We start from the raw sequence: 13,164 nt of genomic DNA, 5'->3' as shown, positions 1-13,164 counted from the left end.
TTGTAGTTAGATAAACAAAATTATTGAATTATTTTGGTTAAGAGAAGGAATACACAGGCTAAAATAAAGCAAAAAAAAGAGGATGTCTTGGTAGACACCCTCTCTAAGTATAATGTAGAATGGATTATTCGTTTACTTTGTCAGCAACTAAATGAATTCCAATTTCCATGTCTTTACTAATTGCCCAATCAGCAGGGTTAAGTGCAGCACCAGATTCTTTATCTGTAGTACCGAAAACTAATCCCCATTCTGTACGGTCAGCGATGAATGAAGCATCCATAACAGCTTTGCCATTTTCTACCGTTACTTTAGCTGGGAAAGTAATGTTTACAGTTTTTCCTAAGATTGTTAAGTTTCCGCTTACGATTTTGTTTGCACCTGCAATTGTACTTGTGTGTTTTGCAGCATCGAAATCTTCAACTTTAGTGATTTTGAAATCAACTGTAGGGTTTTTCTCTACGTCAAAGAAATCAGGACTTTTCAAGTGTCCTTCTAATTTAGCTACATCTTCATCAGCATCAACAGAAGCACGGTCAGCTTTGATCGAAGCCATATCAACAGTATATGAACCTGCGTTTAATCCATTTGCGTCAATTGCAATGTCTCCAGCAGTCAAAGTTAAAGTACCATAACGTGGGTTTAATCCTCCTTTGTGTCCTACTTTCCAAGTAACATTACTTTCTGTTAAGTTAACAGTGTATTTGTCTCCTTGCTCTGTTGCAACTTCTTGCTCTGTTGTAGTTGTTGCTTTATCAGCATTCTTATTTCCACATGATGCTAATGAAAGAGCAGCTACTACTGCTACTGATAATAAAATTTTTTTCATCTTAATTCGCTATTTTGTTTCTTCAAATGTACAATACAAAAATGGATATACAATAGTTTAATAAAATACTGAATGTTAAAAAGTTATAAATATGCGTTTTTTGTGAAATAATGACGCTTATTTCGTTGAATATGTTTTTAAATAGATGTCTTTTGGGATAAAAAAGGATCTTTTTGTTGAAAACTTCTGTTAATGGTTTCAGTGGAGAGCAAGTATCAAAACCAGCTCAAAAGCATATAGAAAGTTTTGCTTACTTAACTGTATTGAAAGAAAAAGGAGAAGCATGTTTTTGTTCTTCTCCTTTTTATCTGTTTTTAAAGTAAATCTTATAGCTCTTTGAACGTTGAGATAATATTCATTAATTCCTCCCCTTGATAGTCTTTGTTTTGTCCAATGGTCCAACCAATAATTTCATAGTTTCCTTTTTTCCCTTCAATCAAGGTCTGAATCATAAACATAAAGTTGCCTTCTTGTGACATAGATAGTTTATAGATTTTTCCAGGTAAACCATTAATGCGAACATCGTCTTCTTTTACGATTTCATAATCGGGTCTGCTAGCATAAGCAGCCAACGCTTTTTGCGTAAATGTTTTGAAATCTTCCTCTGCAGTTTTAGGGGATTCTTTTGCAATGATGTACACTTGCTTGTATGTATTTCCGTACTGAATATCCGCATTGGGATAAAGGTCTTTCATAGCGGCCAGTGTTGCAGGCATTTCCATGGTAAATTGATCTTTGATCGTTACCGTTTGAGGAGGTGCTACTTTTTGATTACAACTTACCAGTCCTAGTGTGACACAAAGAATAAAGAGTAGTTTTTTCATCTGAAAACAAGTTTTAAATAAAGATGATTTAAAGTTAAGGTAAAATAGTGATACACCTGAGCATTTGGGGATAAAATATTTTTTTTTCGATAAATTGTTTGGGATTCCATAGAATTTGAACGGAGATATTCTTTGAATTGAATAGATTTTTGTACATTAGAAGGAATAAAATCAAAAAGAAAAAGTTATGGCAAAAAAAGTTTTAATGTTAGCAGGTGATTTCGTAGAAGATTATGAAGTAATGGTTCCTTATCAGGCGCTGTTATCTGTTGGAGTATCGGTGGATGTTGTTTGTCCAGGAAAGAAAAAGAACGATATTATTGCAACAGCTATTCACGATTTTGTAGGATTTCAGACTTATGCAGAAAGTAGAGGACATAATTTTGTTATCAACAAGAGTTTTGATGAGGTTAAAGTAGAAGATTATGCAGGCTTGTACGTATGTGGAGGTCGTGCGCCAGAGTATATCCGCTTAAATAAAAGAGTGATTGAAATCGTACAGTATTTTTTTGAAAAGAACTTGCCTATCGCAGCGATTTGTCACGGTATTCAAGTACTAACTCCTGCCAATGTATTGAAAGGAAGAACCCTTACTGCTTATCCTGCAGTAGGACCTGATATTGTAGTAGCTGGTGGAACATACAAAGAAATAGACGCAGACAAAGCGATTACTGATGGCAATTTAACAACCTCACCAGCATGGCCAGGACATCCTGCTATTTTGAGCGAATTTTATAAGCTCTTAGGGGTGAAAATTGGCTAAGTAGGACTTAACTACATGACAGTTTGCGAGGCTAAAAGGAGAACACTTGTAAAACATTTCTTATTTTAGCGTCGCAAATTTTTTTATATATGATTTCAGAACAACAATTTCAAGCGGAATTAAATCAGATTATCGTCAATGCTATACGCGAAGATGTAGGAGATGGCGATCATAGCTCCTTGGCTTGTATCCCTGCGGATGCGAAAGGAAAAGCACAAGTACTAGTCAAAGAAGGAGGAATTATTGCCGGTGTGGAATTTGCCCAAATGATTTTGAATTATGTCGATCCGACCTTAGAAGTTGAAGTTTTTATTTCAGACGGATCAGCTGTACTAGTAGGAGATGTTGTGCTTACCGTAGCGGGATCGTCACAATCTATTTTAAAAGCAGAACGATTTATGCTTAATGCAATGCAACGCATGAGTGCTATTGCAACAAAAACACGTGTTTTTGTCGATTTATTAGAAGGAACAGGAACCAAAATATTAGATACAAGAAAAACAACACCTGGAATACGCGCAATTGAAAAATGGGCCGTAAAAATTGCAGGAGGAGAAAATCATCGTTTCGCTTTGTACGATATGATTATGTTGAAAGACAATCACATTGATTTTGCTGGTGGAATAAAAGAAGCCATCGAAAAAACAAATGCGTATTTAAAAGACAACAATAAAGCGTTAAAAATTATTGTTGAAGCCCGTGATTTAAACGAAGTACAACAGATTTTAGCTTGTGATAATGTGTACCGCATTCTGTTGGACAATTTTGATTTTGAAACAACGAAGCAAGCCGTGAAGCTAATTGGCGATCAATGTCAAACAGAATCTTCAGGAAATATCAACGAAAAAACAGTACGCGAATACGCACTTTGCGGGGTTGATTTCGTCTCATCAGGGGCATTGACCCATTCAGTTTACAATATGGATTTGAGTTTAAAAGCAGTTTTATAGCCTAGAAAAAGAATACATGTCTAGAGAAGTAGAGGATAAGTTAGCCCGGATACCTGTTATTAATAAAATAGTCAGGGGATTACAGCGAGTAAAGTTTTCTTTTCTTGAGGGATACTCCTTGTACGATTTAATCGAATTGTATTTGGTGGGAATCATCAAAGGAGCGTTCTCTTATCGTGCGGGATCGATTGCTTTTAGCTTCTTTATGGCTTTATTCCCCTTTGCGCTTTTTATACTGAATCTAATCCCCTATATTCCCATTGATAATTTTCAAGCCGACTTTTTACAGTTTATTGAAAATTCAGTTCCACCCAATACCTATGAGGCCATTCAATCTATTATTCTCGATATTATGAATAATAGTTACAAATCCTTATTGTCATCAGGTTTTTTGCTTTCTATTTTTTTGATGACTAATGGTGTATTTGCCATTATTGGTGGATTCGAATCCTCTTATCATATTACCATTACAAGAAATATTATTCGACAGTATCTCGTTGCCTTAGCACTATCGTTGATTTTGTCTTTCGTCTTGATTTTTTCTGTGGCCTTTTACGTAATTTTGGAAGTATTGATTTACCGTTTTGGAATTGGAGTTAATTGGTTGGTTTGGGTGAGGAATTTGTACTTATTACTTGTTGTTTTACTCACGACTTCTATTTTATATAAATTTGGTGCTAAAGAAACCAAGGGCGTGTCTTTCATTTCTATCGGCTCTGTGTTTACAACAATCTTGTACGTATTAACTTCGTATGGATTTGGAATTTACGTGCTTCGATTTGCGCGATATAACGAATTATACGGATCAATTGGAACATTATTGGTTGTGATGTTCTATTTGTGGATTAACTGTATGATTCTATTGTTAGGTTTTGAATTAAATTTGGCAATCCGTAAAATTAAATTGAAAAAATAAGTATATTTGAGTGTGATGTTTAATTTAAAAACCGAAAAATGTTATGAAAAACTCAATACTCATGTTCTTGTTTTTAGTGGGCGGATTGTTGACCACACAAGCTCAATCCATCGTTGGAAAATGGAAAACGTTTGACGATCAAACGGGGGATGCTAAATCTATCGTAGAAATCTCAGAAAAAGGCGGGAAATATCAGGGAAAAGTAATTGAAATTTTAAATCCAGCTAAAAAAGATTCTAAATGTGAAAAATGTCCTGGAGATGATAAGGGAAAGCCAATAGAAGGATTAACCATCATTAAAAATCTGACGAAAAAAGGAGAAGAATATACAGGAGGAACCATTGTTGATCCTCAATCTGGAAAAGAATATAAATGCTCCATCAAAACGAATGGAAAAACAAAGTTAGAAGTTCGTGGTTATGTTGGAATCTCACTAATTGGACGTACGCAAACGTGGACGAAAATGTAAATAAAGAAAGGCTATCTAAATTGGGTAGCCTTTTTTGTTTCTATTGCGATAGAAAAAGAGGGAGTTAACCGTTCTATTTCATTTAACATATTTTTACTTTCCCATTTAGATGAAATTATAGAAAGGTCGGTTATCTTTGAAGTGTTTATTAGTTGATGGTTAGAGTGTTAGGTTTGGTTTGTTGCAAACATTAGTAGAGAACGTATTCTTTTGTGTTTTTAGAAGAAGTAAGGTTGAGTTGTAGTTTTTTTCTTGTTGTAGCTAAATAAATGAATAACAAGTAGGGGATATGATTCTCTATGGAGAGAAATCCTTATGAAAATATGGTAAAAATCCCGTATTTTTGGGATTGAAAAAATCAAAGGCTTTTTATAGCTAATTATAATTTGGAAATAAAATGAATAGAATATTGGTGTGTTTTCTTTTACTAGTAAGTGTGAGCTGTATGACGTCAAAGTCTACGCATCAGCCTTATTTGTATGACAATGGGCCTGATTTTGTTGTAGAGGGAATGTATCGCATTATTGATGAAGAAGGAAAAATGGGGTTTGCTAATGTGAAAGGACAAGTGGTGATAAAACCTCAATTTGCCTTTGTTTTTCCTTTTAAAAATGGAATGGCTAAAGCGACGTTTGAAGGAATTAGTAGGGAAGTAGCAGGGTCTAGAGGAGAATATCACTATTGGGATAGTCCCTCTTGGTTTTATATTGATCAAAAAGGGAACATCGTTTCTGAAAAAACAAAAAACTAGATTCTACTCTTTATTTTGATTCAAAGGATGCTACCTTTGAAGTGATTAACCTCTTTTTACATGCATTATTTTGTTGAGGTCATTGTGCCTTTAGCTTTAGACCCCACCTTTACGTACCGAATCAACGAAGTTGAATTTGATTTTATTCAAGTGGGCATGCGCGTAGCTGTGCCTTTTGGACGCAATAAAGTGTATACGGCTTTAGTGGTTGAAAAACACCACCGACAACCTGCTTTGTACGAAGCGAAAGATATTCATGAAATTATCGATATTGAACCTGTTGTTACAGTCGAACAAATTAAATTTTGGACCTGGCTAGCAGAATACTATATGTGTACGCTTGGTGATGTGTATAAAGGGGCGATGCCTTCTCAATTGCTATTAGAGAGTGAAACTATTATTCAGTGGAATGACAAGGCAGAAATAAAATCGGAAGAGTTAGATGATGCAGAGTACTTATTGTACGAAGCCATGCAAATTCAATCGATTTTAAAAATTGATGAGGTGATTGCGATCCTCAATCGCAAAAAGGTATTCCCAGTAATCAATAGCTTGTTGACCAAAGGAGCGATTTTGCTGCAAGAGGAAATGGTTGAAAAGTACAAACCCAAGCAAATTCGCTATGTGCGTTTGGCGGAAGAATATGTACAAGAAGATGGCTTGACGAAATTGATGGAATTGGTGAATCGAGCAACTAAACAGCGTGAATTAGTTCTAAAATACTTCCAGTTACAAGCTACACAAAAGAAAGATGTTAGCGTTAAGCAACTCATTGAAGAAGGAGAAAGTAGTCAAGCCATAGTCAATGCTTTACTTGAAAAAGGCATTTTCGAATCCTATTACCTCAATCACGATCGCGTGGTTTTTAATGATGCAACTTCAGGGGGTATTCAATTGACAGATGAGCAGAGTAAAGCCCTTTGGGAAATCGAACAACAATTCAAAGAAAAAGAAGTCGTCTTATTACATGGGGTTACGGCCTCAGGAAAGACGGAAGTTTATATAAAACTCATTGAGAAATTATTAGCCCAAGAAGGACAAGTGTTATTTCTCTTGCCTGAAGTGGGAATTAGCACGCAATTAGTACAGCGTTTAACGGCTTATTTTGGCAATCAAGTGGCGGTATACCATTCGCGTTACTCTCATAATGAGCGATTGGAAGTTTGGAATCAAGTCTTACAACAATCGGAAAAGGCCAAAGTAGTAATTGGAACGCGTTTATCTGTGTTCTTGCCGTTTCAGGATTTGCGTTTGGTTGTGATTGATGAAGAACACGATGCTAACTACAAGCAACATGATCCAGCTCCTCGTTATCACGGGCGTGATGCTGCTGTGGTATTGGCGATGCAACACAAAGCAAAGGTGTTAATGGGATCGGCTACTCCGAGTTTGGAGAGTTATTACAACGCTTCTCAAAAAAAATACGGTTTGGTTGAACTAACCAAGCGTTACACCAATGTATTGTTACCGGAGATTGTCTTGGTCGATATTAAAGACAAATACAAACGCAAACAGATGACAGGGCATTTCTCAGATCAATTGATTGACGAGATTAACCAAGCGTTGTCTTTAGAAGAACAAGTGATTCTCTTTCAAAATAGAAGGGGATTCTCTCCTGTAGTGGAGTGTATGACTTGTGGTGCGGTTCCTGAATGTCCGCATTGTGATGTGAGTTTGACCTATCACAAATACAGAAATGAATTGCGTTGCCACTATTGTGGTTATACATTACCGATGCCCAAGCAGTGTGGGCGTTGTCACAGCGTAGATTTGAACACCAAAGGTTTTGGAACTGAACAAGTAGAAGAAGAGTTGAGAGCGTTGTTTCCCAACAAGCGCATTGCCCGTATGGATCAGGATACTACAAGGGGAAAATATGCCTATGAAAAACTCATCGAAGCCTTTGAAAACAAACAAATTGATATCTTGGTGGGAACGCAAATGCTAGCCAAAGGGTTTGATTTTGACAATGTGAACCTAGTGGGGATTATGAATGCCGATAATAGTTTGTATCATCCTGATTTTAGAGCGCACGAGCGCGCCTTTCAAATGATGACGCAAATTGCAGGGCGTTCAGGTCGATTTGACAAAAAGGGAAGGGTGGTTATTCAAACGTTTAACCCTTATCATAATATCATTCAACAAGTAACCAATTACGATTATAAATCCATGTACAAAGAGCAGATGTATGAACGTCACAACTTTCAGTATCCGCCTTTTTACCGTTTGATTCGATTAACCTTAAAGCACCGCGATTTTGAAAAGCTCAAAGAGTCGTCTTTCTGGCTGTACAATAACCTCAAAGGACAATTGGGTATTCCTGTTTTGGGACCAGAAGAACCTGCAATTAACCGCATTCGCAATCAGTATATTCGCGTGATTTTAATCAAAATTCCTCAACAAGTGATGTTGAACCAAACCAAAGGACAAGTGAGACGCATCTTAAAGAGTTTTGAGTCTATTGGGGCGTATCGTTCAGTTCACGTAGTAGCTAATGTTGATTTTTATTGATGGCATCTTGTACCAGATTCACGTTGTATAATTGTAAGAGGCATTGAATTTTTAATGGCTTTTTTCCAATTGGAAGATGTTAACGGTTGATTAAAGGCTTTTGCGTTTTTGAATATTTCATAAGCTACAGTTTCGGGGTTGATATTCCATTGAATAAGTGGTTGATTAAATCGTTGTGCATCTTCAAACATGCTATCCATTCTTTTTACGTTACTTACATCCCATCGATTTAGTGGTTGGTTGAACGCTTGGGTTCCAGCAAACATTTGGTTCATGTTGGTTACTTGACTAACATTCCAATTATTTAAAGGTTGATTGAACGTTTGAGTTTTAGCAAACATTTGTTCCATGTTGGTTACTTGACTCACATCCCAATTATTTAAAGGTTGGTTGAACGCTTGGGTTTCAGCAAACATTTGTTTCATGTCGGTTACTTGACTAACATTCCAATGATTTAAAGGTTGATTAAATTGCTGAGTACCTTTAAACATTCCTTCTAGGGATTTAACCTGACTCATATCCCATTGTTCTAAAGGTTGATTGAATGGAGTTTCAGCAAACATATATGCCATGCTCCAAACTTGACTAACATTCCAAGTATGTAAAGGTTGATTAAATTGCTGAGCACCTTTAAACATTCCTTGTAGGTATTTAACCTGACTCATATTCCATTGCTCTAAGGGTTGATTGAACGTTTGAGTTTCAGCAAACATGTATGCCATGTTCGTAACTTGACTAACATCCCAATTTTGTAAAGGCTGATTGAATGGAGTATTTGAAAACATACTTTCCATAATAGTAACTCGGCTAACATCCCAAGTATCTAAAGGTTGATTAAATGAAGTATTTGAAAATAGCTCTCCCATGTTCGTAACTTGACTCACATCCCAGGTATCTAAAGGTTGGTTGAAAGCTAATGCGCGATCAAACATTTGGGAAAGATTCGTTGCTTGACTCATGTTCCATTGATCTAATGGCTGGTTGAATATTTCTGCTCGGTAAAACATACTAGAAAAATTAGTGACCTGACTCACATCCCACTGATTAAGGGATTGATTTAATTTTTTCGCATGGGCAAACATATAACTCGTGCTTTTTACTTGTTGTAGATTAGGAAGGTCTGAAGCGGTTACTATTACTTCTTCTGCTCCACTAAATGCATTTTCCATTGTGCTCCATTCGATATCTCCCCATTGTTGTATTTCGATTAAGTGTTTTTCTCTTAAATAAATATTTTTTGAATCTCCATACATATACTCTATTGCATGTAAAGGATTTCGTTCGGTAGGGGTTAAGGTCAAACGATATTGACCTTCTGGCACAAGTAAACTAAGATCGTATTGTCCGATACCATAATAAATTAAAGAGGAATCTGTTGTGTTTTCTAATAGATAGAAATATTGACCTTGTAGTCTGAGTTCAAAATTGTTTCTATTGCCGTAAGGGGCTGGCAAATTCCAAAGCGTTATAAAAGGTTTTTTGTAATTGGGCTGTTTTTGTTTCTCCCATGCTGCAATTGTTTGTTGCATTTGTTGGAGATTCAATTTGGTGTTGTCGAATAGGTGAGCATAGTAAACAAGAGAAGAAACTTCCCATCGATCCAAGCGTTGATTAAATTGCTGAGCGCCATGAAACATGCCAGCCATATTGGTTACGTGATGAACGTTCCATTTGTTTAAGGGTTGGTTAAAAGCTTTTGCCTCTTGAAACATATGGGCCATGTTGGTTACTTGATGAACCTTCCATTTTTTTAGTGGTTGGTTGAATGCAGAAGCTCCTCTAAATAGATAGCTCATGTTCTTTACATTACTGACATTCCAGTTGTTTAACGGTTGGTTAAAGCTTTCTGCTTGATCAAACATGGATTCCATTTTGGTCACTTGACTAACCTCCCATTGATCTAAGGGGTGGTTGAATTTTCTAGCCTGAAAGAAGAGATAACTCATATCTGTTACTTGGCTTACGTCCCAATGATTAATGGGGAAATCTAAGTAATGTGCACATAAAAACATGCCCGACATATTGGTGACTCTACTGAGGTCAGGGACATCTTGAGCAACAATAACCATTCTGCTTGCACCCGCAAAAGCATTTTGCATGCTGCTCCACGGTACATCACCCCATTGAACAACAGATAAAAGCTCATCAAAGGGATTGGGATATTCTTCTCGTTCACGTTCATAAAGAGAAACGGTGATATCGGGATTGTAAAACCGATGCAACGGTTGGTCGCCAATGGGAGTTAAACTAAGGCGATAAGGTCCGCGTTTAGGAAAATTTAATTCGAGCCTATCTTTTCCCCTTCCTTCTCCTTTTATCGTTGGATATTGAATGCTTTCCCAAGTATAGGTGTATTCTCCTTCTAAATGAAGACTAAGTTTATGGGTGTTCCAGTTGGTAATAAAAGGTCGTTGTGCATGACTGCTGAAACCAGCAAGAAAAAAGAGAACGCCTAAAAGCATAAAACGGAACCAGATTTTTTGCCTCATTTCGTTAGTTATAAGGTGAATAGTGGTGAAATGTAGTGAAAAATACAACAGAAAAAGAAGGGAATTGTGAAATAAGTCTAAATCTTGTACATCACCCTGCATTAAATCGTACTTTTGTTTGAATAAAAATAAACTAAATTTAAAAGAAAATGAGTCAACCGAAAATTGTAGTGTCGCAAGACGCAGCACAGAGTTCAGATAATTACGATATCATCTATTCGAATATCACCTTTATTAATCTAATCCGCGAAGAAGCAGAGGAAGAAGATCCAGAAGAAGACCGCGTAGATGAAATGATTCCACATGATGCTTTTTTAAGTTATTATGTAGACTACTATTTGTCTCAATATGAAAATGGAAACTTCTCTCAGTTTGTATACAATACAGGGGCTGATTTAGAATTGATCGATTGGATTATTGAAGGCTTGGAGAAAATGGGGTCTGTAGAACACTTGGCTTTATTGAAAAAGCGCTTGGAAGTGTTAGAAAATATGGATGAGGTGGTTTTAGAAGCTTTTATTGAGAGTGATTATTTTGGAACCAACCCAACCCGTGACCTTTTAAATGACGACGCTTTTTTCAATATTGAAGAGGATTTAATCGATTTGAATGCGACTTGGTTGAAACAACATCCAGAGCTTTTAGTCTTATCGATTGATGCAATGTACGATTATGCAGAACAACTATTGGGTAAAAAAGTAGAGCGAGAATAAGTAGTGAGATGCTTTTTTGTAAGGTGTTTTTTGTAAGGTGTTTTTTTGTTTGATTAATGAAATAGAGCAAAAGAAATGTAGGTTGCGCATGGCAATGCACCTAGAGATAGAGGGAACAAAAAGGTAGGTAATCACTGTTTTTAGAGAATTGAAGTAAAAAACAAAAAAATGTGAGGTTTACCTCACCGAGTTTCTATTTGTTTTGGAGTTCGATGAATCTACGCTACGATTTGTTCATCGTGAGGTTTGTTCATCGTGAGGTTTATCTCATTGGTTAATATTTTATTTTCGTATTCGATGAATATATCTCACAGAGTTTATATTGGTTTTGGTGTTCGATGAATCTTCACTTCGTTTCGATTTTCGCTACGCTACGATTTGTGCTTTGTAGAGAATTCACTCCTTTCTTCTCTCTTCTTTCTTCTTTCCAATTCCCAACTTCATAAAGAGCAAAAAACCAAAAAACCAAAAAGGCATAAAAAGAAAAAGGCATAAAAAGAAAAAGTGAAAAAACTTTGGTTGATGTTGTATAAAGTACTATTTTTGCACTCAATTTTATAACAAAATAAATTTTTATTTTATGAATCAATACGAAACTGTTTTCATCTTGAATCCCGTTTTATCTGAAACTCAGGTAAAGGAAACAGTACAGAAATTCGAAGAATTTCTTACATCAAGAGGAGCTGAAATGGTAGCTAAAGAGGATTGGGGCTTAAAAAAATTAGCTTACGAAATCCAACACAAGAAAAGTGGTTTTTATCACTTGTTTGAGTACAAAGTTGCTGGAGATGTAATCATCAACCTTGAAACAGAATTCAGACGTGACGAAAGAGTTATGCGTTTCTTAACTGTTGCTTTAGATAAACACGCTATATCTTGGGCTGAGAGAAGAAGAGAAAAATTAAAATCTAAAAAAGCTTAATTATTATGTCAACTATTGAGCAATCTGCAAAAGGGAAAAAAGACGGAGATATCAGATATCTAACGCCTTTAAACATAGAAACAAACAAAACTAAAAAGTATTGTCGTTTCAAAAAATCTGGAATCAAATACATCGATTATAAAGATGCTGATTTCTTATTAAAATTCGTTAACGAGCAAGGTAAAATTTTACCTCGTCGTTTAACTGGAACTTCTTTGAAATACCAAAGAAAAGTTTCTGTAGCGGTAAAAAGAGCTCGTCACTTAGCTTTAATGCCATACGTAGCGGATTTATTAAAATAATATAAAAAAAACAAGTTGTTGGTTTTCAACTTAGAAACCTAACTTCTTATTAAAAGGACATCAACATGGAAATTATCTTAAAACAAGACGTTCAAAAATTAGGATTTAAAGATGACGTAGTAACTGTAAAACCAGGATACGGACGTAACTACTTAATTCCTCAAGGACTTGCAGTTTTAGCTACTCCTTCTGCAAAGAAAGTATTAGCTGAAAACTTAAAGCAAAGAGCGCACAAAGAAGCTAAATTAATCGCTGATGCTAAAGTTATTGCTGAAGCATTAAAAGCAATTGAAATCAAAATCGCTGTTAAAGCAGGTGGAGAGAAATTGTTTGGTTCAGTAACAAACCAAGATTTAGCTGAAGTATTTGCTAAAAACGGTCAAGAAATTGATAGAAAATTCATCGCTTCAGGTGTTATCAAACGTTTAGGTAAATACAACGCAACAGTACGTTTACACCGTGACGTAATTGTTGAAGTTGATTACGAAGTAATCGCTGAACAAGAGTAATTCACTTGAACTGTTTTCAGTTCAATGTAAATATAACTTATATAAAAAGCCTTCCTTTTCGGGGAGGCTTTTTTGTGTTTTTGTTTCTTTGCTTTTTTGAAGAACTATTCGATTAAAGACGTATTTTTATTATGTCATACCTCATAACTGATAACCCATAACTGATAACCCATAACTGATAACCCATAACTGATAACCCATAACTGATAACCCATAACT

At 35.8% G+C, this 13,164-nt stretch carries 13 protein-coding genes; 10 read left to right on the top strand and 3 right to left on the bottom strand.

Features of this window, described 5'->3' with window-relative positions:
• Positions 1-124: 124 nt before the first annotated feature.
• On the bottom strand, positions 125-826 hold the full coding sequence (locus HX004_RS16900) for a YceI family protein (protein ID WP_286443914.1): 702 nt from the start codon (positions 824-826) through the stop codon (positions 125-127).
• A 326-nt stretch (positions 827-1,152) separates the two neighbouring features.
• Positions 1,153-1,650, bottom strand: a complete 498-nt coding sequence (locus HX004_RS16895) for a hypothetical protein (RefSeq protein WP_286443913.1) — start codon at positions 1,648-1,650, stop codon at positions 1,153-1,155.
• 187 nt (positions 1,651-1,837) lie between these two features.
• On the opposite strand from HX004_RS16895, the gene HX004_RS16890 reads away from it, so the two are divergent.
• The 6 genes from HX004_RS16890 (at position 1,838) to priA (ending at position 8,010) form a co-directional block, all read left to right on the top strand.
• The gene (locus HX004_RS16890) at positions 1,838-2,413 is read left to right on the top strand and encodes a DJ-1/PfpI family protein (protein ID WP_286443911.1); all 576 of its coding nucleotides are present in this window, start codon (positions 1,838-1,840) and stop codon (positions 2,411-2,413) included.
• Positions 2,414-2,502: 89 nt separating this feature from the next.
• On the top strand, positions 2,503-3,363 hold the full coding sequence (nadC, locus tag HX004_RS16885; RefSeq protein WP_286443910.1) for a carboxylating nicotinate-nucleotide diphosphorylase: 861 nt from the start codon (positions 2,503-2,505) through the stop codon (positions 3,361-3,363).
• A 16-nt stretch (positions 3,364-3,379) separates the two neighbouring features.
• Positions 3,380-4,279 carry a YihY/virulence factor BrkB family protein gene (locus HX004_RS16880; RefSeq protein WP_286443907.1) on the top strand — a complete coding sequence of 300 codons (900 nt, stop codon included), beginning with the start codon at positions 3,380-3,382 and terminating at the stop codon, positions 4,277-4,279.
• 43 nt (positions 4,280-4,322) lie between these two features.
• On the top strand, positions 4,323-4,748 hold the full coding sequence (locus HX004_RS16875; protein WP_286443904.1) for a DUF2147 domain-containing protein: 426 nt from the start codon (positions 4,323-4,325) through the stop codon (positions 4,746-4,748).
• 445 nt (positions 4,749-5,193) lie between these two features.
• A complete protein-coding gene (locus HX004_RS16870; RefSeq protein ID WP_286443902.1) occupies positions 5,194-5,499 on the top strand; it encodes a WG repeat-containing protein in 306 nt (101 codons plus the stop codon).
• 60 nt (positions 5,500-5,559) lie between these two features.
• Positions 5,560-8,010 (top strand): replication restart helicase PriA, encoded by a 2,451-nt coding sequence (gene priA / locus HX004_RS16865; RefSeq protein WP_286443899.1) that lies wholly within the window; start codon positions 5,560-5,562, stop codon positions 8,008-8,010.
• On the opposite strand, the gene HX004_RS16860 is transcribed toward priA, so the two are convergent.
• On the bottom strand, positions 8,004-10,499 hold the full coding sequence (locus HX004_RS16860) for a BspA family leucine-rich repeat surface protein (protein ID WP_286443898.1): 2,496 nt from the start codon (positions 10,497-10,499) through the stop codon (positions 8,004-8,006). The two genes, priA and HX004_RS16860, sit on opposite strands and share 7 nt — an antisense overlap.
• A gap of 149 nt (positions 10,500-10,648) precedes the next feature.
• Between HX004_RS16860 and HX004_RS16855 the strand changes: the two genes are divergently transcribed.
• The 4 genes from HX004_RS16855 (at position 10,649) to rplI (ending at position 12,945) form a co-directional block, all read left to right on the top strand.
• Positions 10,649-11,212, top strand: coding sequence for a DMP19 family protein (locus tag HX004_RS16855; protein ID WP_286443896.1), 564 nt, complete (start codon positions 10,649-10,651; stop codon positions 11,210-11,212).
• Between the two features lie 580 nt (positions 11,213-11,792).
• Complete coding sequence (gene rpsF / locus HX004_RS16850; RefSeq protein WP_002987044.1) at positions 11,793-12,134, top strand: 30S ribosomal protein S6; 342 nt, start codon at positions 11,793-11,795, stop codon at positions 12,132-12,134.
• 5 nt (positions 12,135-12,139) lie between these two features.
• Positions 12,140-12,436, top strand: coding sequence for a 30S ribosomal protein S18 (gene rpsR / locus HX004_RS16845; RefSeq protein WP_002987043.1), 297 nt, complete (start codon positions 12,140-12,142; stop codon positions 12,434-12,436).
• Between the two features lie 65 nt (positions 12,437-12,501).
• Complete coding sequence (gene rplI / locus HX004_RS16840) at positions 12,502-12,945, top strand: 50S ribosomal protein L9 (RefSeq protein WP_002987035.1); 444 nt, start codon at positions 12,502-12,504, stop codon at positions 12,943-12,945.
• Positions 12,946-13,164 lie beyond the last annotated feature (219 nt).

Origin of the sequence: Myroides sp. 1354, assembly GCF_030324495.1 — a bacterium.
Taxonomy (GTDB): Bacteria; Bacteroidota; Bacteroidia; order Flavobacteriales; family Flavobacteriaceae; genus Flavobacterium.
Note: the sequence above shows the minus strand (reverse complement) of the source record. Positions and strands in the feature narration are given on the sequence as shown.

Bases quoted from the DNA above. Each gene is read 5' to 3' on its own strand.
- rpsR (WP_002987043.1), top strand. From the start codon at position 12,140: ATGTCAACTATTGAGCAATCTGCAAAAGGGAAAAAAGACGGAGATATC.
- rplI (WP_002987035.1), top strand. From the start codon at position 12,502: ATGGAAATTATCTTAAAACAAGACGTTCAAAAATTAGGATTTAAAGAT.
- HX004_RS16870 (WP_286443902.1), top strand. From the start codon at position 5,194: ATGACGTCAAAGTCTACGCATCAGCCTTATTTGTATGACAATGGGCCT.
- HX004_RS16880 (WP_286443907.1), top strand. From the start codon at position 3,380: ATGTCTAGAGAAGTAGAGGATAAGTTAGCCCGGATACCTGTTATTAAT.
- nadC (WP_286443910.1), top strand. From the start codon at position 2,503: ATGATTTCAGAACAACAATTTCAAGCGGAATTAAATCAGATTATCGTC.
- HX004_RS16895 (WP_286443913.1), bottom strand. From the start codon at position 1,650: ATGAAAAAACTACTCTTTATTCTTTGTGTCACACTAGGACTGGTAAGT.
- HX004_RS16875 (WP_286443904.1), top strand. From the start codon at position 4,323: ATGAAAAACTCAATACTCATGTTCTTGTTTTTAGTGGGCGGATTGTTG.
- HX004_RS16860 (WP_286443898.1), bottom strand. From the start codon at position 10,499: ATGAGGCAAAAAATCTGGTTCCGTTTTATGCTTTTAGGCGTTCTCTTT.
- priA (WP_286443899.1), top strand. From the start codon at position 5,560: ATGCATTATTTTGTTGAGGTCATTGTGCCTTTAGCTTTAGACCCCACC.
- rpsF (WP_002987044.1), top strand. From the start codon at position 11,793: ATGAATCAATACGAAACTGTTTTCATCTTGAATCCCGTTTTATCTGAA.
- HX004_RS16890 (WP_286443911.1), top strand. From the start codon at position 1,838: ATGGCAAAAAAAGTTTTAATGTTAGCAGGTGATTTCGTAGAAGATTAT.
- HX004_RS16855 (WP_286443896.1), top strand. From the start codon at position 10,649: ATGAGTCAACCGAAAATTGTAGTGTCGCAAGACGCAGCACAGAGTTCA.
- HX004_RS16900 (WP_286443914.1), bottom strand. From the start codon at position 826: ATGAAAAAAATTTTATTATCAGTAGCAGTAGTAGCTGCTCTTTCATTA.